Source organism: Thermus neutrinimicus, assembly GCF_022760955.1.
Classification (GTDB): Bacteria; Deinococcota; Deinococci; order Deinococcales; family Thermaceae; genus Thermus; species Thermus neutrinimicus.
The window spans coordinates 1-20,929 of sequence record NZ_JAKTNU010000019.1 but is presented as its reverse complement, the minus strand read 5'-3'; the positions used below and the strand labels follow the sequence as shown (position 1 = coordinate 20,929).

General features: G+C 64.8%; 40 protein-coding genes. 38 read left to right on the top strand and 2 right to left on the bottom strand.

Annotated features, from left to right (window positions below):
- From L0C59_RS09880 to rplQ, 32 genes are all read left to right on the top strand, one after another.
- On the top strand, nucleotides 1-111 hold a 111-nt coding region (locus L0C59_RS09880; RefSeq protein WP_243090042.1), incomplete at its 5' end, for an EF-Tu C-terminal domain-related protein.
- A gap of 8 nt (nucleotides 112-119) precedes the next feature.
- The gene (rpsJ, locus tag L0C59_RS09875; protein WP_015718109.1) at nucleotides 120-437 is read left to right on the top strand and encodes a 30S ribosomal protein S10; all 318 of its coding nucleotides are present in this window, start codon (nucleotides 120-122) and stop codon (nucleotides 435-437) included.
- Nucleotides 434-1,054, top strand: coding sequence for a 50S ribosomal protein L3 (gene rplC, locus L0C59_RS09870; RefSeq protein ID WP_019550493.1), 621 nt, complete (start codon nucleotides 434-436; stop codon nucleotides 1,052-1,054). Before rpsJ ends, rplC begins: the two co-directional genes overlap by 4 nt.
- An 8-nt stretch (nucleotides 1,055-1,062) precedes the next feature.
- Complete coding sequence (gene rplD / locus L0C59_RS09865) at nucleotides 1,063-1,683, top strand: 50S ribosomal protein L4 (protein WP_243091184.1); 621 nt, start codon at nucleotides 1,063-1,065, stop codon at nucleotides 1,681-1,683.
- The gene (locus L0C59_RS09860; protein WP_015718106.1) at nucleotides 1,680-1,970 is read left to right on the top strand and encodes a 50S ribosomal protein L23; all 291 of its coding nucleotides are present in this window, start codon (nucleotides 1,680-1,682) and stop codon (nucleotides 1,968-1,970) included. The genes rplD and L0C59_RS09860 overlap by 4 nt, the downstream gene beginning before the upstream one ends.
- 52 nt (nucleotides 1,971-2,022) lie before the next feature.
- Nucleotides 2,023-2,853 carry a 50S ribosomal protein L2 gene (gene rplB, locus L0C59_RS09855; RefSeq protein WP_243091183.1) on the top strand — a complete coding sequence of 277 codons (831 nt, stop codon included), beginning with the start codon at nucleotides 2,023-2,025 and terminating at the stop codon, nucleotides 2,851-2,853.
- A gap of 8 nt (nucleotides 2,854-2,861) precedes the next feature.
- Nucleotides 2,862-3,143, top strand: coding sequence for a 30S ribosomal protein S19 (rpsS, locus tag L0C59_RS09850; RefSeq protein ID WP_011173711.1), 282 nt, complete (start codon nucleotides 2,862-2,864; stop codon nucleotides 3,141-3,143).
- A 2-nt stretch (nucleotides 3,144-3,145) separates the two neighbouring features.
- Nucleotides 3,146-3,487 carry a 50S ribosomal protein L22 gene (rplV, locus tag L0C59_RS09845; RefSeq protein ID WP_015718104.1) on the top strand — a complete coding sequence of 114 codons (342 nt, stop codon included), beginning with the start codon at nucleotides 3,146-3,148 and terminating at the stop codon, nucleotides 3,485-3,487.
- Entirely contained in the window at nucleotides 3,477-4,196 is a 720-nt protein-coding gene (rpsC, locus tag L0C59_RS09840; protein ID WP_243091182.1) for a 30S ribosomal protein S3, read from the top strand. The genes rplV and rpsC overlap by 11 nt, the downstream gene beginning before the upstream one ends.
- Nucleotides 4,197-4,199: 3 nt before the next feature.
- Nucleotides 4,200-4,625, top strand: coding sequence for a 50S ribosomal protein L16 (rplP, locus tag L0C59_RS09835; protein WP_135257043.1), 426 nt, complete (start codon nucleotides 4,200-4,202; stop codon nucleotides 4,623-4,625).
- Nucleotides 4,612-4,809 (top strand): 50S ribosomal protein L29, encoded by a 198-nt coding sequence (rpmC, locus tag L0C59_RS09830; RefSeq protein ID WP_243091181.1) that lies wholly within the window; start codon nucleotides 4,612-4,614, stop codon nucleotides 4,807-4,809. The genes rplP and rpmC overlap by 14 nt, the downstream gene beginning before the upstream one ends.
- Entirely contained in the window at nucleotides 4,802-5,119 is a 318-nt protein-coding gene (rpsQ, locus tag L0C59_RS09825; RefSeq protein WP_243091180.1) for a 30S ribosomal protein S17, read from the top strand. Before rpmC ends, rpsQ begins: the two co-directional genes overlap by 8 nt.
- A complete protein-coding gene (rplN, locus tag L0C59_RS09820; protein WP_015718099.1) occupies nucleotides 5,116-5,484 on the top strand; it encodes a 50S ribosomal protein L14 in 369 nt (122 codons plus the stop codon). Before rpsQ ends, rplN begins: the two co-directional genes overlap by 4 nt.
- Nucleotides 5,484-5,816, top strand: coding sequence for a 50S ribosomal protein L24 (rplX, locus tag L0C59_RS09815; protein ID WP_243091179.1), 333 nt, complete (start codon nucleotides 5,484-5,486; stop codon nucleotides 5,814-5,816). The genes rplN and rplX overlap by 1 nt, the downstream gene beginning before the upstream one ends.
- A 1-nt stretch (nucleotide 5,817) precedes the next feature.
- A complete protein-coding gene (gene rplE / locus L0C59_RS09810) occupies nucleotides 5,818-6,366 on the top strand; it encodes a 50S ribosomal protein L5 (protein WP_243091178.1) in 549 nt (182 codons plus the stop codon).
- A gap of 7 nt (nucleotides 6,367-6,373) precedes the next feature.
- A complete protein-coding gene (locus L0C59_RS09805) occupies nucleotides 6,374-6,559 on the top strand; it encodes a type Z 30S ribosomal protein S14 (RefSeq protein WP_003043922.1) in 186 nt (61 codons plus the stop codon).
- A gap of 68 nt (nucleotides 6,560-6,627) precedes the next feature.
- Nucleotides 6,628-7,044: a 30S ribosomal protein S8 gene (gene rpsH, locus L0C59_RS09800; protein WP_243091177.1), complete on the top strand. Its 417-nt coding sequence runs from the start codon at nucleotides 6,628-6,630 to the stop codon at nucleotides 7,042-7,044.
- On the top strand, nucleotides 7,044-7,586 hold the full coding sequence (gene rplF / locus L0C59_RS09795) for a 50S ribosomal protein L6 (protein ID WP_243091176.1): 543 nt from the start codon (nucleotides 7,044-7,046) through the stop codon (nucleotides 7,584-7,586). Before rpsH ends, rplF begins: the two co-directional genes overlap by 1 nt.
- A gap of 8 nt (nucleotides 7,587-7,594) precedes the next feature.
- Nucleotides 7,595-7,933 (top strand): 50S ribosomal protein L18, encoded by a 339-nt coding sequence (gene rplR / locus L0C59_RS09790; protein WP_243091175.1) that lies wholly within the window; start codon nucleotides 7,595-7,597, stop codon nucleotides 7,931-7,933.
- 21 nt (nucleotides 7,934-7,954) lie between these two features.
- Complete coding sequence (gene rpsE / locus L0C59_RS09785) at nucleotides 7,955-8,428, top strand: 30S ribosomal protein S5 (RefSeq protein WP_243091174.1); 474 nt, start codon at nucleotides 7,955-7,957, stop codon at nucleotides 8,426-8,428.
- Complete coding sequence (gene rpmD / locus L0C59_RS09780; protein ID WP_243091173.1) at nucleotides 8,428-8,610, top strand: 50S ribosomal protein L30; 183 nt, start codon at nucleotides 8,428-8,430, stop codon at nucleotides 8,608-8,610. Before rpsE ends, rpmD begins: the two co-directional genes overlap by 1 nt.
- Nucleotides 8,607-9,089, top strand: a complete 483-nt coding sequence (rplO, locus tag L0C59_RS09775; RefSeq protein WP_243091172.1) for a 50S ribosomal protein L15 — start codon at nucleotides 8,607-8,609, stop codon at nucleotides 9,087-9,089. The genes rpmD and rplO overlap by 4 nt, the downstream gene beginning before the upstream one ends.
- Nucleotide 9,090: 1 nt before the next feature.
- On the top strand, nucleotides 9,091-10,407 hold the full coding sequence (secY, locus tag L0C59_RS09770; protein ID WP_243091171.1) for a preprotein translocase subunit SecY: 1,317 nt from the start codon (nucleotides 9,091-9,093) through the stop codon (nucleotides 10,405-10,407).
- An 8-nt stretch (nucleotides 10,408-10,415) separates the two neighbouring features.
- A complete protein-coding gene (locus L0C59_RS09765) occupies nucleotides 10,416-10,970 on the top strand; it encodes an adenylate kinase (RefSeq protein ID WP_243091170.1) in 555 nt (184 codons plus the stop codon).
- Nucleotides 10,970-11,737, top strand: coding sequence for a type I methionyl aminopeptidase (gene map, locus L0C59_RS09760; RefSeq protein WP_243091169.1), 768 nt, complete (start codon nucleotides 10,970-10,972; stop codon nucleotides 11,735-11,737). The genes L0C59_RS09765 and map overlap by 1 nt, the downstream gene beginning before the upstream one ends.
- A 7-nt stretch (nucleotides 11,738-11,744) precedes the next feature.
- Nucleotides 11,745-11,963: a translation initiation factor IF-1 gene (infA, locus tag L0C59_RS09755; protein WP_003043942.1), complete on the top strand. Its 219-nt coding sequence runs from the start codon at nucleotides 11,745-11,747 to the stop codon at nucleotides 11,961-11,963.
- A gap of 8 nt (nucleotides 11,964-11,971) precedes the next feature.
- Nucleotides 11,972-12,085 (top strand): 50S ribosomal protein L36, encoded by a 114-nt coding sequence (gene rpmJ, locus L0C59_RS09750; RefSeq protein WP_041438733.1) that lies wholly within the window; start codon nucleotides 11,972-11,974, stop codon nucleotides 12,083-12,085.
- A 9-nt stretch (nucleotides 12,086-12,094) separates the two neighbouring features.
- A complete protein-coding gene (gene rpsM / locus L0C59_RS09745; RefSeq protein WP_015718087.1) occupies nucleotides 12,095-12,475 on the top strand; it encodes a 30S ribosomal protein S13 in 381 nt (126 codons plus the stop codon).
- A 39-nt stretch (nucleotides 12,476-12,514) separates the two neighbouring features.
- Nucleotides 12,515-12,904, top strand: a complete 390-nt coding sequence (gene rpsK, locus L0C59_RS09740) for a 30S ribosomal protein S11 (protein ID WP_015718086.1) — start codon at nucleotides 12,515-12,517, stop codon at nucleotides 12,902-12,904.
- 13 nt (nucleotides 12,905-12,917) lie between these two features.
- The gene (gene rpsD / locus L0C59_RS09735) at nucleotides 12,918-13,547 is read left to right on the top strand and encodes a 30S ribosomal protein S4 (protein WP_243091168.1); all 630 of its coding nucleotides are present in this window, start codon (nucleotides 12,918-12,920) and stop codon (nucleotides 13,545-13,547) included.
- Between the two features lie 51 nt (nucleotides 13,548-13,598).
- Nucleotides 13,599-14,540, top strand: a complete 942-nt coding sequence (locus L0C59_RS09730) for a DNA-directed RNA polymerase subunit alpha (RefSeq protein ID WP_243091167.1) — start codon at nucleotides 13,599-13,601, stop codon at nucleotides 14,538-14,540.
- A 4-nt stretch (nucleotides 14,541-14,544) separates the two neighbouring features.
- Nucleotides 14,545-14,901 (top strand): 50S ribosomal protein L17, encoded by a 357-nt coding sequence (rplQ, locus tag L0C59_RS09725; protein WP_243091166.1) that lies wholly within the window; start codon nucleotides 14,545-14,547, stop codon nucleotides 14,899-14,901.
- Nucleotides 14,902-14,963: 62 nt separating this feature from the next.
- Here rplQ and L0C59_RS09720 read toward each other — a convergent pair whose 3' ends face one another.
- The gene (locus tag L0C59_RS09720; protein WP_243091165.1) at nucleotides 14,964-15,440 is read right to left on the bottom strand and encodes a DNA cytosine methyltransferase; all 477 of its coding nucleotides are present in this window, start codon (nucleotides 15,438-15,440) and stop codon (nucleotides 14,964-14,966) included.
- A 42-nt stretch (nucleotides 15,441-15,482) separates the two neighbouring features.
- Here L0C59_RS09720 and L0C59_RS09715 point away from each other — a divergent pair, with 42 nt between their 5' ends.
- Nucleotides 15,483-16,316, top strand: coding sequence for a DMT family transporter (locus tag L0C59_RS09715; RefSeq protein ID WP_243091164.1), 834 nt, complete (start codon nucleotides 15,483-15,485; stop codon nucleotides 16,314-16,316).
- An 11-nt stretch (nucleotides 16,317-16,327) separates the two neighbouring features.
- Here L0C59_RS09715 and L0C59_RS09710 read toward each other — a convergent pair whose 3' ends face one another.
- On the bottom strand, nucleotides 16,328-16,840 hold the full coding sequence (locus L0C59_RS09710; protein WP_243091185.1) for an HNH endonuclease: 513 nt from the start codon (nucleotides 16,838-16,840) through the stop codon (nucleotides 16,328-16,330).
- Between the two features lie 94 nt (nucleotides 16,841-16,934).
- Here L0C59_RS09710 and L0C59_RS09705 point away from each other — a divergent pair, with 94 nt between their 5' ends.
- The 5 genes from L0C59_RS09705 to L0C59_RS09685 all read left to right on the top strand — a co-directional run.
- A complete protein-coding gene (locus tag L0C59_RS09705) occupies nucleotides 16,935-18,284 on the top strand; it encodes a tetratricopeptide repeat protein (RefSeq protein ID WP_243091163.1) in 1,350 nt (449 codons plus the stop codon).
- 1 nt (nucleotide 18,285) lies between these two features.
- On the top strand, nucleotides 18,286-19,059 hold the full coding sequence (locus L0C59_RS09700) for an SPOR domain-containing protein (RefSeq protein WP_243091162.1): 774 nt from the start codon (nucleotides 18,286-18,288) through the stop codon (nucleotides 19,057-19,059).
- Nucleotides 19,056-19,691: a redox-sensing transcriptional repressor Rex gene (locus tag L0C59_RS09695; RefSeq protein ID WP_243091161.1), complete on the top strand. Its 636-nt coding sequence runs from the start codon at nucleotides 19,056-19,058 to the stop codon at nucleotides 19,689-19,691. Before L0C59_RS09700 ends, L0C59_RS09695 begins: the two co-directional genes overlap by 4 nt.
- A gap of 4 nt (nucleotides 19,692-19,695) precedes the next feature.
- Nucleotides 19,696-20,202, top strand: a complete 507-nt coding sequence (locus L0C59_RS09690; RefSeq protein ID WP_243091160.1) for a hypothetical protein — start codon at nucleotides 19,696-19,698, stop codon at nucleotides 20,200-20,202.
- Between the two features lie 14 nt (nucleotides 20,203-20,216).
- On the top strand, nucleotides 20,217-20,929 hold a 713-nt coding region (locus L0C59_RS09685; RefSeq protein ID WP_243091159.1), incomplete at its 3' end, for an Ig-like domain-containing protein.

Sequence of the window (20,929 nt, the reverse complement as noted above, 5' to 3'; positions counted from 1 at the left end):
TTTACGGTGGAGCTGATCAAGCCGGTGGCGTTGGAGGAGGGTTTGCGGTTTGCCATTCGTGAGGGTGGGCGGACCGTGGGCGCCGGCGTGGTCACCAAGATCCTGGAGTGAGGTGAAGCATGCCCAAGATCCGCATCAAGCTGCGGGGCTTTGACCACAAGACCCTGGACGCCTCGGCCCAGAAGATCGTGGAGGCCGCCCGGCGTTCCGGGGCCCAGGTCTCGGGTCCCGTGCCCCTGCCCACCCGGGTGCGGCGCTTCACCGTGATCCGGGGTCCTTTCAAGCACAAGGACTCCCGGGAGCACTTTGAGCTCCGCACCCACCACCGCCTGGTGGACATCCTCAACCCCAACCGTAAGACCATCGAGAGCCTCATGTCCTTAGACCTGCCCACCGGGGTGGAGATCGAGATCAAGACCGTGGGGGGTGGCAAATGAAGGGCATCCTGGGCATGAAGGTGGGCATGACCCGGATTTACCGGGAGGACCGGGCCATTCCCGTCACCGTGATCCTGGCTGGGCCCTGCCCTGTGGTCCAGCGGCGGACCCCGGAGAAGGACGGGTACACGGCGGTCCAACTGGGCTTCCTGCCCCAGAATCCCAAGCGGGTCAACCGGCCCATGAAGGGGCATTTCGCCCGGGCCGGGGTGGGTCCGGTGCGCATCCTGAAGGAGATCCGCGACTTCAACCCCGAGGGCGACGTGGTGACCGTGGAGATCTTTAAGGCCGGCGAACGGGTGGACGTGACCGGCACCTCCAAGGGCCGGGGCACGGCGGGGGTGATGAAGCGTTGGAACTTCGCTGGCGGCCCCGATTCCCACGGCGCCCACAAGATCCACCGCCACCCGGGTTCCATCGGCAACCGCAAGACCCCAGGCCGGGTCTACAAGGGCAAGAAGATGGCCGGCCGCTACGGGGCCGAGCGGGTCACGGTGATGAACCTCGAGGTGGTGGACGTCATCCCCGAGGAAAACCTCCTCTTGGTCAAGGGGGCCGTGCCGGGACCCAACGGGGGCCTGGTGTTGGTGCGCCAGACCAAGAAGGTGGCCAAGTAAAGGAGGGCATGGTGTACCAGATTCCTGTTCTCTCCTCTTCCGGCAAGCGGGAGCTTGCCGCCGACCTTCCCCAGGAGGTCAACCCCCACCTCCTATGGGAGGTGGTGCGCTGGCAACTGGCGAAAAGGCGCCGGGGGACGGCCAGCACCAAGACCCGGGGCGAGGTGGCCTATTCCAGCCGCAAGATTTACCCCCAGAAGCACACCGGGCGGGCCCGTCACGGGGATATCGGCGCCCCCATCTTCGTGGGTGGGGGTACGGTCTTCGGGCCTAAGCCCAGGGACTACAGCTACACCCTGCCCAAGAAGGTGCGGCAGGCGGGGTTGGCCATGGCCGTGGCCGACCGGGCTAAGGAGGGCAAGCTCCTTCTGGTGGAGGACTTTGCTGGGGTTAACGGCAAGACCAAGGAGTTCCTGGCCTGGGCTAAGGGTGCGGGGCTGGACGGCTCGGAAAGCGTGCTCCTGGTGACGGCCAGCGAGCTGGTGCGCCGGGCTGCCCGGAACCTCCCTTGGGTGGTAACCCTTGCGCCGGAGGGGTTAAACGTCTACGACATCCTGCGCACCGAGCGCCTGGTCATGGACCTGGCGGCTTGGGAGGCCTTCCAGGCCCGCGTGGGGGGTGAGGCATGAAGACCGCCTTTGACGTGATCCTGGCCCCGGTGCTTTCCGAGAAGGCTTACGCTGGCTTCGCCGAGGGCAAGTACACCTTCTGGGTTCACCCCAAGGCCACCAAGACGGAGATCAAAAACGCCGTGGAGGCGGCCTTTAAGGTCAAGGTGGTAGGGGTGAACACCATGACGGTGCGGGGCAAGAAGAAGCGCCTGGGCCGCTACCTGGGCAAGCGCCCCGACCGCAAGAAGGCCATCGTGCAGGTGGCCGCCGGGCAGAAGATCGAGGCCCTGGAGGGCCTCATCTAGACCTAAGCCGGGAGGGGAGCCCGGCCCTGATCCGGCAAGGGAGGCATGGAGGATGGCAGTTAAGAAGTTCAAACCCTACACCCCAAGCCGCCGTTTCATGACGGTGGCGGACTTCTCCGAGATCACCAAGACCGAGCCGGAGAAGTCCTTGGTCAAGCCCCTGAAGAAGAGCGGGGGGCGCAACAACCAGGGCCGCATCACCGTGCGCTTCCGGGGCGGCGGCCACAAGCGGCTTTACCGCATCATCGACTTCAGGCGCTGGGACAAGGCGGGCATTCCCGCCAAGGTGGCGGCCATAGAGTACGATCCCAACCGCTCCGCCCGCATCGCCCTTCTGCACTACGCCGATGGGGAGAAGCGCTACATCATCGCTCCTGAGGGCCTGCGGGTGGGCCAGCAGGTGGTGGCCGGCCCGGATGCCCCCATCCAGGTGGGCAACGCCTTGCCCCTGCGCTTCATCCCCGTGGGTACCGTGGTCCATGCGGTGGAGCTGGAGCCCAAAAAGGGGGCCAAACTGGCCCGCTCCGCCGGCACCAGCACCCAGATCCAGGGCCGGGAAGGGGATTACGTGATCCTGCGCCTGCCCTCGGGGGAGCTGAGGAAGGTGCACGGGGAGTGCTACGCCACCATCGGGACCGTGGGCAACGCCGACCATAAGAACATCGTCCTGGGCAAGGCGGGGCGCACCCGCTGGCTGGGCCGCAAGCCCCACGTGCGTGGGGCCGCCATGAACCCGGTGGATCACCCCCACGGGGGTGGCGAGGGCCGGGCGCCTAGGGGCCGTCCCCCGGCCTCCCCTTGGGGCTGGCAGACCAAGGGGCTTAAGACCAGGAAGCGGCGGAAGCCCTCGAGCCGCTTCATCATCGCCCGCCGCAAGAAGTGAGGTGAGCCATGCCGCGTAGCTTGAAGAAGGGCGTTTTCGTAGATGACCACCTCTTGGAGAAGGTGCTGGAGCTCAACGCCAAGGGGGAGAAGCGGCTCATCAAGACCTGGAGCCGCCGCTCCACCATCGTTCCCGAGATGGTGGGCCATACCATCGCGGTCTACAACGGCAAGCAGCATGTGCCCGTCTACATCACCGAGAACATGGTGGGGCACAAGCTGGGAGAGTTCGCCCCCACCCGCACCTACCGGGGGCACGGGAAAGAGGCTAAGGCCACCAAGAAGAAGTAGCCATGGAAGCGAAAGCCATTGCCCGTTACGTGCGCATCTCCCCCAGGAAGGTCCGGTTGGTGGTGGACCTGATCCGGGGGAAGAGCCTCGAGGAGGCCCGCGCCATCCTGCGCTACACCCCTAAGCGGGGGGCCTATTACGTGGCCAAGGTGCTGGAGTCCGCCGCCGCCAACGCGGTCAACAACCACGACATGCTGGAGGACCGGCTTTTCGTGAAGGCGGCCTTCGTGGACGAGGGGCCTGCCCTAAAAAGGGTGCTTCCCCGGGCCCGGGGCCGGGCGGACATCATCAAGAAGAGGACCAGCCACATCACGGTGATCTTGGGGGAGAAACATGGGAAATAAGATCCACCCCATCGGCTTTAGGCTCGGCATCACCCGGGACTGGGAGTCCCGCTGGTATGCGGGCAAGAAGCAGTACCGCCACCTCCTGGTGGAGGACCAGAAGATCCGCGAGACCCTCACCAAGGAGCTCTACCCGGCGGGCCTGGCCCGCATCGACATCGAACGGGCCGCGGACAACGTGGCCGTGACCGTGCACGTGGCCAAGCCCGGCGTGGTCATCGGCCGGGGCGGGGAGAAGATCAAGGTCCTAAGGGACACCCTTTCCCAGCTCACCGGCAAGAACGTGGCCCTGAACGTCCAGGAGATCCACAACCCCAACCTCTCCGCTCCCCTGGTGGCCCAGCGGGTGGCGGAGCAGATCGAGCGCCGCTTTGCCGTGCGCCGGGCCATCAAGCAGGCGGTACAACGGGTCATGGAGGCGGGGGCCAAGGGGGCCAAGGTGATCGTCTCCGGCCGCATCGGCGGGGCCGAGCAGGCCCGCACGGAGTGGGCTGCTGAGGGCCGGGTACCCCTTCACACCCTTCGTGCTAACATAGACTACGGCTTCGCTTTGGCCCGCACCACCTACGGGGTGCTGGGGGTCAAGGCCTACGTGTTCCTGGGCGAGGTGATCGGCGGCCAGAAGCCTAAGGCCCGCCCCGAGGGGCCTAGGGCGGAGGAAAAGCCCCGCCGCCGCCGCCCAGCGGTGCGCGTGAAGAAGGAGGAGTAGGCCATGTTGATGCCCAGGCGCATGAAGTACCGCAAGCAGCACCGGGGTCGCATGAAGGGGGCGGCCAAGGGGGGGGATTACGTGGCCTTCGGGGACTTCGGCCTGGTGGCCATGGAGCCCGCCTGGATCACCGCCCAGCAGATAGAAGCGGCCCGTGTGGCCATGGTGCGCCATTTCCGCCGCGGGGGTAAGATCTTCATCCGCATCTTCCCCGACAAGCCCTACACCAAGAAGCCCCTCGAGGTGCGGATGGGTAAGGGTAAGGGCAACGTGGAAGGGTATGTGGCGGTGGTGAAGCCGGGCCGGGTGATGTTCGAGGTGGCGGGCGTCACGGAGGAGCAGGCCCTCGAGGCCTTGCGCATCGCCGGCCACAAGCTTCCCATCAAGACCAAGATCGTGAGGAGGGATGCCTACGATGAAGCCCAGTGAGATCCGCAAGCTCTCTCCCGTTGAGATCGAGAAGCTGGTGCGGGAGAAGAAGCGGGAGCTGATGGAGCTTCGCTTCCAGGCCTCCATCGGCCAGCTTTCCCAGAACCACAGGGTGCGGGAGACCCGGCGCCTCATCGCCCGGCTCCTCACGATCCTGAACGAGAAGAGGAGGGCCAATGCCTAAGAAGGTGCTGACCGGGGTGGTGGTGAGCGACAAGATGCAGAAGACCGTCACGGTCTTGGTGGAGCGCCAGTTCCCCCACCCTCTCTACGGCAAGGTGATCAAACGCTCCAAGAAGTACCTGGCCCACGACCCCGAGGAGAAGTACAAGGTGGGGGACGTGGTGGAGATCATCGAGTCCCGCCCCGTCTCCAAGCGCAAGCGCTTTAGGGTTTTGCGCCTGGTGGAAGGGGGCAGGCTAGACCTGGTGGAGAAATACCTGGTGCGTAGGCAGAACTACGCAAGCCTTTCCAAGCGGGGAGGTAAGGCATGATCCAGCCCCAGACCTACCTGGAGGTGGCCGACAACACCGGGGCCCGCAAGATCATGTGCATCCGCGTGCTTAAGGGCTCCAACGCCAAATACGCCACCGTGGGGGACATCATTGTGGCCAGCGTCAAGGAGGCCATCCCCCGGGGGGCGGTGAAGGAGGGCGACGTGGTGAAGGCGGTGGTGGTGCGCACCAAGAAGGAGGTTAAGCGTCCCGATGGTTCCGCCATCCGCTTTGACGACAACGCCGCCGTCATCATCAACAACCAGCTGGAGCCGCGGGGTACCCGCGTCTTCGGGCCCGTGGCGCGGGAGCTGCGGGAAAAGGGCTTCATGAAGATCGTCTCCCTGGCTCCGGAGGTGCTCTGATGCAGGCCAAACTGCACGTGAAGAAAGGGGACACGGTTTTGGTGGCCTCCGGCAAGTACAAGGGCCAGGTGGGCAAGGTGAAGGCCGTGTTGCCCAAGAAGGGGGCGGTCATCGTGGAGGGGGTGAACATCGTCAAGAAGGCGGTGCGGGTGAGCCCCCAGCATCCCCAGGGTGGCTTTGTGGAGCAGGAAGCCCCTTTGCATGCCTCCAAGGTGCGCCCCATCTGCCCCGCATGCGGCAAGCCCACCCGGGTGCGCAAGAAACTTCTGGAGGATGGCCGGAAGATCCGGGTGTGCGCCAAGTGTGGCGGGGCTTTGGACGTGGAGGGATAAGATGCCGCTAGAGGTTGTGCTTAAGAGGAAGTACTACGAGGAGGTGCGGCCCGAGCTCATCCGCCGCTTCGGCTACCAGAACATCTGGGAGGTGCCCAGGCTGGAGAAGGTGGTGATCAACCAGGGGCTGGGGGAGGCCAAGGAGGATGCCCGCATCCTGGAAAAGGCTTCCCAGGAGCTTGCCCTCATCACCGGCCAGAAGCCGGCCGTAACCCGGGCCAAGAAGTCCATCTCTAACTTCAAGCTCCGCAAGGGGATGCCCATTGGCCTTAGGGTTACCCTGCGCGGGGACAGGATGTGGATCTTCCTGGAGAAGTTGCTTTCCGTGGCCCTTCCCCGCATCCGCGACTTCCGCGGGGTGAACCCGGGTAGCTTTGACGGCCGTGGCAACTACAACCTGGGCCTTAGGGAGCAGCTCATCTTCCCCGAGATCACCTACGACATGGTGGATGCCCTTAGGGGCATGGACATCGCGGTGGTCACCACTGCCCGGACCGACGAGGAGGCCAGGGCCCTTTTGGAGCTTCTGGGCTTCCCCTTCCGCAAGTGAGGCGAGCATGGCGAGAAAGGCGTTGATCGAAAAGGCCAAGCGTACCCCCAAGTTCAAGGTGCGGGCCTACACCCGTTGCGTGCGCTGTGGGAGGGCCAGGAGCGTGTACCGCTACTTCGGGCTCTGCCGGATCTGCCTTAGGGAGCTGGCCCACAAGGGGCAGCTTCCCGGGGTGAAGAAGGCCAGCTGGTAGGCCGTGGCCGGTCGAGGGGGTTCCCTCGAGACCGCATGGTCCAGGAGTGAGGTAAAAGGAGAGAGGAAATGTTGACGGACCCCATTGCCGACATGCTGACCCGGATTCGCAACGCCACCCGGGTCTACAAGGAGAGCACCGAGGTGCCCGCCTCCCGCTTTAAGGAGGAGATCCTCAAGATCCTGGCGCGGGAGGGCTTCATCAAGGGGTACGAGCGGGTGGAGGTGGATGGCAAGCCCGTCTTGCGCATCTACCTCAAGTATGGGCCGAGGCGCCAGGGGCTGGACCCCCGGCCCGAACAGGTCATCAACCACATCCGTCGCATCAGCCGACCTGGGCGACGGGTGTACGTGGGGGTCAAGGAGATTCCCCGGGTGCGCCGCGGCCTGGGGATTGCCATCCTGTCCACGCCTAAGGGCGTCCTTACCGACCGGGAGGCCCGGCGTCTGGGCGTGGGCGGGGAGCTTATCTGCGAGGTGTGGTGATGTCTAGGATTGGCCGGCTTCCCATTCCCTTGCCCAAGGGGGTCACCCTCGAGGTCACCCCGGGGCTCGTCAAGGTCAAAGGCCCCAAGGGCGAGCTTTCCGTGGCCATCTCCCCGGAGATGCGGGTGGTGGTGGAGGAGGGGGTGGTGCGGGTGGAAAGGCCCTCGGATGAGCGCCGCCACAAGAGCCTCCACGGCCTCACCCGGACCCTCATCGCCAACGCCGTCAAAGGGGTTTCCGAGGGGTACGTGAAGGAGCTCCTCATCAAGGGGATTGGCTACCGGGCCCGGCTTGCGGGACGGGCGGTGGAGCTCACCGTGGGCTTTAGCCACCCCGTGGTGGTGGAGCCCCCGGAGGGGATCACCTTTGAGGTGCCCGAGCCCACCAAGATCCGCGTTCTCGGAATAGACAAGCAGAAGGTGGGCCAGGTGGCCGCCAACCTGCGCGCCATCAAGAAGCCCAGCGCCTACCACGAGAAGGGCATTTACTACGCGGGCGAGCCCGTCCGCCTTAAGCCCGGCAAGGCCGGGGCCAAGAAGTAGGGGGAACCATGGCACGGCTTACCGCATACGAACGCCGCAAGTTCCGGGTGCGCAACCGCGTCAAGCGCTCCGCTAGGCTTCGCCTTTCCGTCTTCCGGAGCCTTAACCACATCTACGCCCAGATCATCGACGACGAGAAGGGCCACACCCTGGTGGCCGAGTCCAGCTTGGCGCTCAAGCTCAAGGGCAACAAGACCGAGGTGGCCCGGCAGGTGGGGCGGGCCTTGGCGGAGAAGGCCAAGGCCCTGGGGATCACCAAGGTGGCTTTTGACCGCGGCCCCTACAAGTACCACGGCCGGGTGAAGGCTCTGGCGGAAGGGGCCAGAGAAGGGGGCCTGGAGTTCTAGGTCGCTTAGCGAGGAGGAAGCATGCCCGAGACCGACTTTGAAGAGAAGATGATCCTGGTGCGGCGTACCGCCAAGACCTACCAGGGTGGCCGCCGCTTCCGCTTCGGGGCCTTGGTGGTGGTGGGCGACCGGCAGGGCCGGGTGGGCCTGGGCCTGGGCAAGGCCAAGGAGGTGCCCCTGGCGGTGCAGAAGGCAGGGTACTACGCCCGTCGCAACATGGTGGAGGTGCCCATCCAAAACGGCACCATCCCCCACGAGATCGAGGTGGAGTACGGGGCCTCCAAGATCCTCCTGAAGCCCGCCGCCCCCGGTACGGGGGTGATTGCAGGGGCGGTACCCCGGGCCATCCTCGAGCTGGCCGGGATCACGGATATCCTCACCAAGGAGCTGGGGAGCCGTAACCCCATCAACATCGCCTACGCCACCATGGAGGCCCTAAGGCAGCTTAGGACCAAGCAGGATGTGGAGCGCCTGCGGAAGGGCGGGGAGGAATGATGGCCAAGCTCAAGGTTAAGCTGGTGAAGAGCCCCATCGGCTATCCCAAGGACCAGAAGGCGGCCTTGAAGGCCCTGGGGCTGACCAAGCTCCACAAGGAAAGGGTCCTCGAGGACCATCCCGCCATACGGGGCAACATCAAGAAGGTGGCCCACCTTGTGCGGGTGGAGGTGCTGGAATGAAGCTTACCGAGCTAAAACCCAATCCTGGGGCCAACAAGAGGCGGAAGCGGGTGGGGCGGGGCCCTGGCTCCGGCCACGGCAAGACGGCCACCCGGGGCCACAAGGGGCAGAAGTCCCGCTCCGGCGGTCTCAAGGATCCGCGCCGCTTTGAGGGGGGGCGTTCCACCACCCTGATGCGCCTGCCCAAGCGGGGCATGCAGGGCCAGGTTCCCGGGGAGATCAAGCGGCCCAAGTACCAGGGGGTGAACCTGAGGGACCTGGCCCGCTTCGAAGGGGAGGTGACCCCAGAGATGTTGGTCCAGGCCGGGATCCTGAAGAAGGGCTACAGGCTTAAGGTGTTGGGGGAGGGGGAGGCTAAGCCCCTCAAGGTGGTGGCCCATGCCTTTTCCAAGACCGCCCTGGAAAAGCTAAAGGCTGCAGGCGGCGAGGCCGTCCTTCTGGCTCCTTTACCCGAAGGGCAAACGCCTAAGGAGGCTTAGGATGCTTAAGGCCTTCCGGAGCGCCCTGGCCATTCCCGAACTGCGCCAGCGGATCCTCTTCACCCTGCTGGTGTTGGCTGCTTACCGCCTGGGGGCCTTTATCCCCACCCCCGGGGTGGACCTGGACAAGATCCAGGAGTTTTTGCGCACCACCCAGGGAGGGGTTTTCGGCATCATTAACCTCTTTTCGGGCGGTAACTTTGAGCGCTTCTCCATCTTCGCTTTGGGAATCATGCCCTACATCACCGCCGCCATCATCATGCAGCTTTTGGTCAATGTGGTTCCTGCCCTGGAGAAGCTTTCCAAGGAGGGTGAAGAGGGCCGCCGCATCATCAACCAGTACACCCGCATCGGCGGTATCGCTCTGGGGGCTTTCCAGGGTTTCTTTCTGGCCACCGCCTTCCTGGGGGCGGAGGGTGGGCGCTTCCTCCTTCCGGGGTGGTCTCCTGGGCCCTTCTTCTGGCTGGTGGTGGTGGTCACCCAGGTGGCGGGCATCGCCCTCCTTTTGTGGATGGCGGAGCGCATCACCGAGTACGGCATCGGCAACGGCACCAGCATGATCATCTTTGCCGGGATCGTGGTGGACTGGCTACCGCAGCTTTTCCGCACCGCGGGTCTCATCCGCACCGGGGAGGTCAACCTGGTGGCCTTCCTCTTTTTCCTGGCCTTTATCGTCTTGGCCTTTGCCGGGATGGCGGCGGTGCAACAGGCGGAAAGGCGCATCCCTGTCCAGTACGCCAGGAAGGTGGTGGGCAGGAGGGTCTATGGGGGGCAGGCCACCTATATCCCCATCAAGCTGAACGCCGCTGGCGTCATCCCCATCGTCTTCGCCGCCGCCATCCTGCAGATCCCCATCTTCCTCACCGCCCCCTTCCAGGACAACCCGGTCCTCCAGGCCATCGCCAACTTCTTCAACCCCATCCGCATCTCTGGCCTCCTCATCGAGGTGGTGCTCATCGTCCTTTTCACCTACGTCTACACCGCGGTCCAGTTTGACCCCAAGCGGATTGCGGAAAGCCTCAGGGAGTATGGGGGGTTCATCCCGGGTATCCGTCCCGGCGAGCCCACGGTGAAGTTCCTGGAGCACATCGTCTCCCGCCTGACCCTCTGGGGGGCCCTTTTCCTGGGGCTGGTGGCGGCCTTGCCGCAGATCATCCAAAACCTCACCGGGGTGAAGAGCATCGCCTTTTCTGGCATCGGTCTTCTCATCGTGGTGGGCGTGGCCTTGGATACCCTTAGGCAGATCGAGAGCCAGCTGATGCTGAGGAACTACGAAGGGTTCCTTTCCAAGGGCCGCATCCGCGGCCGCACGCGTTAGGGGGGAAGATGGGGGAAGCGGTGATCTTCTTGGGGCCGCCGGGGGCGGGAAAGGGCACCCAGGCGGCCAGGATGGCGGAGGAGCTGGGCTTTAAGAAGCTCTCCACCGGGGACATCCTGCGGGACCACGTGGCCCGGGGAACACCCTTGGGGCAACAGGTGAAGCCCATCATGGACCGGGGGGACCTGGTTCCCGATGACCTCATCCTGGCCCTAATCCGGGAGGAGCTTTCGGAGCGGGTGATCTTTGACGGTTTTCCCCGCACCCTGGCCCAGGCGGAGGCCCTGGACCACCTGCTCCAGGCCACCGGAACCCGGCTCCTTGGGGTGGTGCTGGTGGAGGTTCCGGAGGAGGAGCTCATGGCCCGCATGCTCAAGCGGGCGGAGCTCGAGGGGCGCTCGGACGACAACGAGGAGACCATCCGGCACCGGCTCCGGGTCTACCGGGAGAAAACCCAGCCCTTGGTGCAGTACTATGAAAAAACGGGTGCCTTGAGGCGGGTGGACGGCCTGGGTACCCCCGATGAGGTCTACGCCCGCATCCGGGCAGCCCTGGGAATCTGATGGCCATCAAGCTGAAGAGTCCATGGGAGATTGAGCGCATGCGGGAGGCGGGAGCCCTCCTCACCGAGGTGGTGGAGGAGGTGGGCCGGCACGTGGAGCCCGGCATCACCACCAAGGAGCTGGACCGGATCGCCTACGAGGCCATAAAAAAGCGCAAGGCCAAGCCGGCTTTCCTGGGCCTTTACGGGTTTCCCGCCACCTTGTGCACCTCGGTGAACGAGGTGGTGGTCCACGGCATCCCCTCGGAGGAGCCCCTAAAGGAAGGGGATATCCTTTCCGTGGACGTGGGTCTCATCTACGGGGGGTTTGCCGCCGACATGGCCCGCACCTTTCCCGTGGGCAAGGTTTCCCCGGAGGCGGAAAGGCTCATCCAGGATACCGAGGCCGCCTTTTGGGAGGGGATGAAGTACCTCAGGCCCGGCTACCGCATAGGGGATGTGGCCCATGCGGTGCAGACGTTTCTGGAAAGCCGCGGGTATGGGGTGGTGCGGGAGTTCGTGGGGCACGGGGTGGGGCGCGAGATCCACGAGGACCCACAGCTGCCCAACTTCGGCAAACCGGGAACGGGCCCCAAGATCCGGCCGGGCATGACCCTGGCCCTCGAGCCCATGGTCACCTTGCGCCCGGCTTCTGTGGTAATATTGGAAGATGGCTGGACGGCGAGCGCCGGAGCGGGCAACCTCGCCGCCCACTACGAGAACACCGTCTTGGTGACGGAGGAGGGCCCGGAGCTTCTCACCGGGGTTTCCCTGGTGCGGGCGCGGTAGGAGGGGTATGGCGAAGGAGAAGGACACCATTCGGGCAGAAGGCGTGGTTACCGAGGCCTTGCCCAACACCACTTTTCGGGTGAAGCTGGACTCGGGACCGGAGATTCTGGCCTACATCTCGGGCAAGATGCGCATGCACTACATCCGCATCCTGCCTGGGGACCGGGTGGTGGTGGAGATTACCCCCTACGACCCCACGCGGGGCCGCATCGTGTACAGGAAGTAGGAGGCGAGATGAAGGTACGGGCATCGGTTAAAAAGATGTGCGACAAGTGCAAGGTGGTGCGCCGGCACGGTCGGGTGTACGTGATCTGCGAGAACCCCAAGCACAAGCAGCGGCAAGGGTAAGGAGGGAACGTGGCGAGGATTGCAGGTGTGGAGATTCCTAGGAACAAGCGGGTGGATGTGGCCCTCACCTACATCTACGGGGTGGGGCCGGCCCGGGCCAAGGAGGCTCTGGAGAAGACGGGCATCAATCCGGCGACCCGGGTGAAGGACCTCACCGAGGCGGAGGTGGTGCGCCTTCGGGAGTACGTGGAGAACACCTGGAAGCTGGAAGGTGAGCTCAGGGCTGAGGTGGCCGCCAACATCAAGCGCCTCATGGACATCGGCTGCTATCGGGGCCTCCGCCACCGCCGCGGATTGCCGGTGAGGGGGCAGCGCACCCGCACCAATGCCCGTACCCGCAAGGGTCCCCGCAAGACGGTGGCGGGTAAGAAGAAGGCGCCTAGGAAGTAGTTCTAGGGCCAGTGGATACTCCTAAAGCTGAGGGAGAGTATGGCCAGAAAAGCGACCAAGAAAAAAGTCAAGCGACAGGTGGCCAGCGGGAAGGCGTATATCCACGCCTCCTACAACAACACCATCGTCACCATCACCGACCCGGACGGCAACCCCATCACCTGGTCCTCGGGTGGGGTCATCGGCTACAAGGGGAGCCGCAAGGGCACCCCGTATGCGGCCCAGCTGGCGGCCATGGATGCGGCCAAGAAGGCCATGGCCTACGGCATGCAGAGCGTGGACGTTATCGTGCGCGGCACCGGGGCGGGTCGGGAGCAGGCCATCCGGGCCCTTCAGGCCTCGGGTTTGCAGGTGAAGTCCATCGTGGACGACACCCCTGTGCCCCACAACGGCTGCCGGCCTAAGAAGAAGTTCCGCAAGGCGTCATAAGGAGTAGGAGAAGATGGGTCGTTACATTGGTCCAGTTTGCCGTCTTTGCCGCCGGGAAGGAGTCAAGCTCTACCTGAAGGGGGAGCGTTGCTATAGCCCCAAGTGCGCCATGGAGCGCCGCCCCTACCCTCCGGGGCAGCACGGGCAGAAGCGCACCCGCCGCCCTTCGGACTACGCGGTGCGCCTGAGGGAGAAGCAGAAACTCCGCCGCATCTACGGGATCTCCGAAACCCAGTTCCGCAACCTCTTTGAGGAAGCCAGCCGCAAGAGGGGGGTTACGGGTACCGTCTTCCTGGGGCTTTTGGAGTCCCGCTTGGACAATGTGGTCTATCGGCTGGGCTTTGCCGCTAGCCGCCGCCAGGCGCGGCAGATGGTGCGCCACGGCCACATCACCGTGAACGGCCGCCGGGTGGACCTTCCCGCCTACCAGGTGAAGCCCGGGGATGAGATCGCCATCGCCGAGGGTAGCCGCAACCTGGCCTTCATCCGGGAGAACCTCGAGGCCATGAAGGGCCGCAAGGTGGGTCCCTGGCTCTCCTTGGATGTGGAGGGGATGAAGGGTAAGTTCCTGCGCCTGCCCGATCGGGAGGACCTGGCGCTTCCCGTGAACGAGCAGCTGGTGGTGGAGTTCTACTCCAGGTAGCCCTGAAGGGGCCGGCTTGGCCGGGCCCATGCGTTGCCGGCAAGGAGGTCTATGTTAGAGAGCAAGCTGAAAGCCCCGGTCTTCACGGTGCGCACCCAGGGGCGGGAGTACGGGGAGTTTGTCTTGGAGCCCCTGGAGCGGGGATTCGGCGTCACCCTGGGCAACCCCTTGAGGCGGATTCTCCTTTCCTCTATTCCCGGGACCGCGGTCACCAGCGTGTACATTGAGGACGTCCTCCACGAGTTCTCCACCATTCCCGGGGTCAAGGAGGACGTGGTGGAGATCATCCTGAACCTCAAGGAGCTGGTGGTGCGCTTCCTGGACCCCAGGATGCAGACCACCACCCTGGTCCTAAAGGCCCAAGGCCCTAAGGTGGTCAGGGCGGGGGATTTTGTCGTGCCACCCGATGCCGAGATCCTAAACCCCGATCTTCCCATCGCTACCTTGGAGGAGGGGGGTAAGCTCTACATGGAGGTGCGGGTGGACCGGGGTGTGGGGTATGTGCCCGCCGAGCGCCACGGGATCAAGGACCGCATCAACTCCATCCCCGTGGACGCCATCTTCTCCCCCGTACGCCGGGTGGCCTTCCAGGTGGAGGATACCCGGCTTGGCCAGCGCACCGACCTGGACAAGCTGACCCTAAGGATCTGGACGGACGGCTCCGTGACCCCCTTGGAGGCCCTGAACCAGGCGGTGGAGATCCTCAAGGAGCACCTCTCCTATTTCGCCAACCCGCAGGCCACCGCCCTGCCTGCCCCCGAACCCGCTTCGGTGGAGCGCGCGGGAGGGGAGGAGGAGCTGGACCTGCCTTTGGAGGAGCTTGGGCTTTCCACCCGGGTTCTCCACAGCCTCAAGGAGGAGGGGATCGAGTCGGTGCGGGCGCTTTTGGCCTTGAACCTCAAGGACCTGAAGAACATCCCCGGCATCGGGGAGAGGAGCCTCGAGGAGATCCGCGAGGCTTTGGCCAAAAAGGGATTCGCCTTAAAGGAGTGAGACCATGCGCCACCTGAAGTCTGGAAGGAAGCTGAACCGCCACTCTTCCCACCGCCTGGCCCTTTACCGCAACCAGGCCAAAAGCCTTCTTCTCCATGGCCGCATCACCACCACCGTGCCCAAGGCCAAGGAGCTCACGGGCTTTGTGGACCACCTCATCCACCTGGCCAAGCGGGGGGACCTGCACGCCCGCCGCCTGGTGCTGAGGGATCTGCAGGACGTGAAGCTGGTGCGGAAGCTCTTCGACGAGATTGCCCCCAGGTACCAGAACCGCACCGGGGGGTATACCCGGGTCCTCAAGCTGGCGGAACGCCGGCGGGGGGATGGGGCGCCCTTGGCCCTGGTGGAGCTGGTGGAGTAGGAGCGCCCCAAAAGGGAGAAGGATGCCCGTAAGCGCCGGGCCCCAGGAGGGGGTGCCGGCGCTTACGCCTTCTCCCCTCCTTGCCCCTGAAGGAGCCTTAGGAGCTGGTCCTCCAGCTCGCCGATGTAGGCGGCCAGGGTGTTCCCGTGCTTTTCCAGGGTTTCCGCCACGCGGGCCTCGAGGGCCCGGATCTCCTCCCTTTCCGCCTCCGCCAGGCGCTTGAACTCTGCTTCCAGGTAGCTCCTGAGCTCGGTGTAGCGGCTTTGCTCCGCCTCCTCGGCCAGCTTCTTGTAGTGGAGAAGCTCCCGGGCGTAACGCCTCACCTCCAAAAGGGCTGCGGTTTCCAGGCCGATGGTGAAGATGAGGTAGAGGAGGGAAACCACCCCCAGGGCCACCACCAACACCAGGCCCAAGGGGGCCTCCACCCGGGTGAGGCCCAGGGAGAGGGAGGTGGGCTTGGTGATCTCCCCCCAGTTGAGCCAGGAGAAAAGGACCAAGAGAAGGAGGACGAGGAGGACAAAGAGGGTGCGCGCGCTCATAAGGCCTCCATAGGACACTGGGGGGATTATACACTCTTCCCCATGGGCTACCCCTATCTGCTCCTGGCCGCCTTCCTTTGGGGGCTCATCGGCCCCATAAGCCGCCTGGCCTTTGAGGAGGGGCTCACCCCGCTTTCCGTGGCCTTTTTCCGGGCGGCCATTGCCTGGGTGTTCTTCGGCCTGCACGCCCTTTTCCTGCGCCAGGTTAGGGTGGAGGGGCGGGATATCTTGCCCCTCCTTCTCTTCGGCTTGGTGGGGGTTTCCCTCTTCTACGGTTCCTACCAGCTTTCGGTGGTCCACGGGGGGGCGGCCTTGGCCTCGGTCCTCCTCTATACGGCCCCGGCCTGGGTGGCCCTGCTTTCCCTAGTCATCCTAAAGGAGCCCCTGGACCGCACCGGCCTTTTGGCGGTGGCCCTGACCCTTCTGGGGGTAGGGCTCATGGGCATGGGGGGAGGAAGTGGGGTAAGGGTCTTGTCCCTGGCCCTTTTCTTTGGACTCCTTTCCGGGTTCACCTATGCCCTTTACTACATCTTCGGCAAGCTTTACCTTCCCCGCTACGCCACCCCCACCCTCTTCCTCTACGCCCTGCCCGTGGGGGCCTTGGGGCTTCTGCCCTGGGTGGAGCTTACTCCCTTAAGCCCAAGGGCCATGGGGGCCTTGGTCTTTTTGGGCATATTTTCCACCTACGGTGCCTATTTGGCGTACTATGCGGGGCTCAAACGCCTTCCTGCCACCCGGGCCAGCGTGGTGGCCACCCTCGAGCCCGTGGTGGCCAACCTGTTCGCTTTCCTCTTCTTTAGGGAGGTGCTTTCCCCCTGGGCCTACTTGGGGGCAGGCATGGTGCTTTGGGCGGTGCTCCTCACGGTGCGGCGCTAGGGGCTTTGTCCTCAGGGCAGCCAGGCCTGGAGGTAGGGTTGCCAGTCCTCGGGTACCTCCTTGAGGTCGGAAAGAAAAAGGGGCGCCTTGGGCGCCCGAGGGGGCTTTAGTAGGCGCATCCCCGCCTCCTCGGGGGTGCGGTCCCCCTTTTTCAGGTTGCAGGGGCGGCAGGCGGCCACCAGGTTTTCCCAGGTGCTTTGGCCACCCCGGCTTCGGGGAAGCACGTGGTCCACGGTGAGCTCTCCTCCTTGCCGGCCGCAGTACTGGCAGGTGTAGCGGTCCCGCCTCAGGATGTTGCGGCGGTTCAGGGGGATGCGGCTTGGCCCCCGCCGCACCAAGCGCTTCAAGCGGATGACGCTGGGGACGGGAATCCGGGTGGAAGGGGTGTGCAGGTAGCGCCCGCTTTCCGAGAGCATCTCGGCCCCTCCGGAAAGCACCAGGAGGACGCTTCGCTTGATGCTGGCAAGCCCCAATACCTCGTAGGCGGCGTTCAGCACCAGGACCCGGGGGGCATCCAGGTCCAGGGCCTTGCCAGGAGGACCCACGTCCTTAGGATAACAAAGACCCCTCCCCTGGAGCTGTGCTATGCTTAGAGCAACGACGGGTTTGGAGGCCCTTATGACGAAACCTTTTTCCAAAACCCTTACCCTTCTCCTCGGGCTGGGTTTGGCGTTGGCCCAGACCCCAGGGGAACGGGCGGAATCCCTCTTCAAGGCAGGGGAGTATGCCAAGGCAGCCTTGGCCTATGAGGAGGTTTTGGCCCAGGACTACGGCCGGTTTGAGGCCCACCTGGGCCTAGGGGTAAGCCTCTTCCGTCTAGGCCGCCTCGAGGAGGCGCGCTTCGCCTTTGACCAGATGGTCCGGGTTTTCCCCGACCGTTACGAGGGCCATTACAACCTGGGCCAGGTTTACCTGCGCCTGGGGAAGCCCAAGGAGGCGGCGGAGGCCTTTGCCAAGGCGGCGGAGCTTTCCCCCACGGAGGAGGCCTACCTGGGGTGGGCCAGCGCCCTCACCCAGGCGGGCCGGGCCAAGGAGGCGGCGGAGGTGTTGAAGAAGGGGCTTACCCCGGAGCGGAGCCCCGCCTACCACCTGGCCCTGGCCCAGGCCCTTTACGCTTCCGGGGCGCGGGCCGAAGCGGTGCCGGTGCTCTACGGCCTTCTCAACCGGGAGCCTAAGGTGGCCGAGGGCTGGGACCTGCTGGCCCGCATCCTGGCGGAGGAGGGGCTTAGGGAAAGGGCCCTTAGGGAGCTGGACCGGGGTCTTAGGGCGGTGGAGGGGAAGGCTAGGGCCAGGCTCCTCCTGCGCAAGGCCCTTCTTTCCTCCCGTCCGGAGCCCTTGCTGAAGGAGGCTTACGCCCTGGATCCCTCCCTCTGGGAGGCCGCTTACCTCCTGGGGCAGGCCCGCCTCCAGGCGGGGGATGCCCAGGGGGCCTTGGGCTACCTGGTGGCGGCCTACCGCATAAGCCTCGAGCCCCAGGTGGCCCTGTCCATGGCCGTGGCCTACCTGCGGCTTAGGGACTACAAGAGCGCCTACCGCTATGCGGAGGAGGCAGGGCCTCCGGGAAGCTTCCTCAAAGCCCAGGCCGCCTACGCCTTGGGCCGGGAGGAGGAGGCGTTGCGGCTCCTCGAGGGGCTCCCAACCCCAGAGGCCCAGGCCCTTAGGGGCGCGTTGCTCTTGGAGATGGGCCGCCTCGAGGAGGCCTTGGCCCTCCTCCGCCCCCTCTACGAGTCCGGCCGGGATCCGGGGGTGGGGGTGAACCTGGCAGCGGCCCTGGTGGCCCTGGGGCGGTTTGGCGATGCGGAGCTGGTCCTCAGGGAGGTGTTACAGAGGGCGCCTAAGCAGGCGGCGGCCTGGTACAACCTGGGCCTAGCCTTGAAGGGCCTGGGCCGGGAGGCGGAGGCGGAGCGGGCCTGGGTGCAAGCCGCGGCTTTGGGTTCGGAGGAGGCAAAGGCCCTCTTGCGGAGGTAAGATGCGCTGGTTACGGGAGAACTGGCTGGACTTCCTCATCTTCCTCCTCATCGCCTTGGTGGCGGCGGGCATCGTCCTCTACCTGACGGGCATCAACCCCTTTGCCCGGCCCAAGGCGGGTGCCCCCCCTGCACCTGAACCGGCTGTGGCCCAGCCGCCCCAGGTGGCGCCCGGTCCCCCGTCGCCTCCTTCCGAAGCCAAGCCCCCTCCTGAACCCGTGGTTACCGTGCTTCCCTTGCCGCAGGCCCCTATGGAGCCGGCTCCCACTGGGCCCGCGCCTGAACCCAAGCCCCAGGCCCCCGCCAGGCCTGGGTCCTCGTCCTTGGCCCCCGCGCCGGGCGGGGCTTACCGGGTGGCGGTGGGGGCCTTTGCCAACCCGGAGAACGCGGCCAGGCTTCGCCAGGAGCTTTTGGGAAAGGGGTACCCGGCTCGCCTGGAGCCTTCGGGGAACCTGACCCGGGTGGTGGTGGGCCCTTACGCCAGCGAGGCCGAGGCGCGCCGGGTGGCGGAGGCCCTGGCCTCCTACGGGGCCCAGGTCCTCCGGGGCGGGAAGGCATCACCCCCCTCGAGCTCCCTTTACCTCCAGGTGGGGGCCTTCGGGAAGGAGGAAAACGCCCTGGCCCTGGCGGGGAAGCTTAAGGAGATGGGCCTTCCGGTGGTCCTGGTGGGGGATGGGGTTTACCGGGTGCGGGTAGGCCCGGTGGCTGAGGAGGAAAAGGAGGCCATCAAGGCCAGGGTGCAGGCCTTGGGCCTCGAGGCCCTGGAGGTGCGATGAAGGTTCCCAGTGCCGCCATTAGCCGTTTGGTCACGTATCTGCGCATCCTGGAAGAGCTGGAGGCCAAGGGCATTCACCGCACCAGCTCGGAACAGCTGGCGGAGGAGGCCCAGGTTACGGCGTTTCAGGTACGCAAGGACCTTTCCTACTTTGGTTCCTACGGCACCCGGGGGGTGGGCTACACGGTACCCGTGCTCAAGCGGGAGCTCCGCCATATCCTGGGCCTTAACCGCAAGTGGGGCTTGTGCATCGTGGGCATGGGCCGTCTGGGCAGTGCCCTAGCCGACTATCCCGGGTTTGGCGAAAGCTTTGAGTTGCGGGGGTTCTTTGATATAGATCCCGAAAAGATCGGGCGCAAGGTGGGAAGCGGGGTGGTGGAACACCTGGACCTCCTGCCCCAGCGGGTTCCGGGCCGCATAGAGATCGCCCTCCTCACCGTGCCCCGCGAGGCAGCCCAGGAGGCTGCCGACCGCTTGGTGGCGGCCGGGATCAAGGGTATCCTCAACTTCGCCCCCACCGTGCTGGAGGTGCCCAAGGAGGTGGCGGTGGAGAACGTGGACTTCCTGGCGGGCCTGACCCGGCTCAGTTTTGCTATACTCAATCCCAAGTGGCGCGAGGAGATGATGGGGTGAGATTATGAAGGGACTTAGGATCCTCTGGGCTTTGGCCTTGGCGCTGATGCTTTCCGCCTGCACGGATGTTTTCCTCCAGCAACCCTACCGGGTGCTTCTTGATCCCGCGCAGCTCGGCTACGAGGTGGACGAGCAAGGTAGGATCATCGTGGTGGGCAACAATGCCTACGTTCAAGTGGCCCCAGGAGCACCAGGAGGCTATTTAGACCGTTATGAGTATGTGGCGGTGGATGACTCGGGCAACGAGGTGTTTGCGGGTTCCTCCTCAGGCAGCGGCTTCGTGGGGGTGGAGGTACCTCCCGGCCGGGAAGAAGTGGACGGACAGGTAAAGTATGTCCCCAAGCAGTCCGAGCCTTTCCGCTTCAGCCTGGACGGTAAGGTGGCGAGCGAGCACCTCCAGCAGGGAGCTCCCCTCAACTGGCGATACCGGGTCACTTGGTTCGTGACCACGTCCAACGGGAATGAGGTTTCCTGGAGCCAGGAGTATCAGGTGAAGTACCCCCTGAAGTAGGGGCGGAGGTGGCGATGGTGGCGCGTTTCATTCTCACAGGTATTTTGAGCTTGGCCCTTTTGGCCGGTTGCAACAACCTTTCTGGCACAGGTGTTGGGACTCCCTCTAGTTCCATCAACCTGAGCGTTGCTATTAAGGTTCCCGCCGAGGGCGCTTTTACCAACTCTCTGTCGGTGCAAGTGAACGCTACCGCTACTGGGCCTGGGGCGAGGATAGACCGGGTAGAGGTGGCGTACACGGGTCCCCAAAACGGCACCCTAACCCTTGTTCCCAGCGGAGGCACCTGGCAGGGGATGTTACCCAGTTCCCTCCCCTCTGGGGTTTACAGGCTCACACCTAGGGCCGGGGCAGGATCGGTGGAAAAGCAGGGTGATCCCGTAAGCTTTACTCTGGACCGCGACCCTCCCAGCGTTAGCTTTATTTCGGTTCCTACCCTCCTAGGCCAGGAAGCGGTGGAGGTGCGGGCGAGCGCTACGGATACCCTTTCCGGCGTGGCTGAGGTTCGGCTGTTTGCTGGCACGAAAGATTTGGGTGCCTTTACCTTGGACAACGGGGTCTACACCTTTAATCTCAGCCCAAATGTTCTTCCTGAGGGCGTTGTCAGCCTCCGAGCCGTAGCTAGGGATCGTGCGGGGAATGAGGGGAGTGTCTCCCAAAGCCTTAACGTGGACCGCACTCCGCCCGTGGTGGTGTGGAAGGCACCGGCGGATGGGGCGCAGGTATCTGG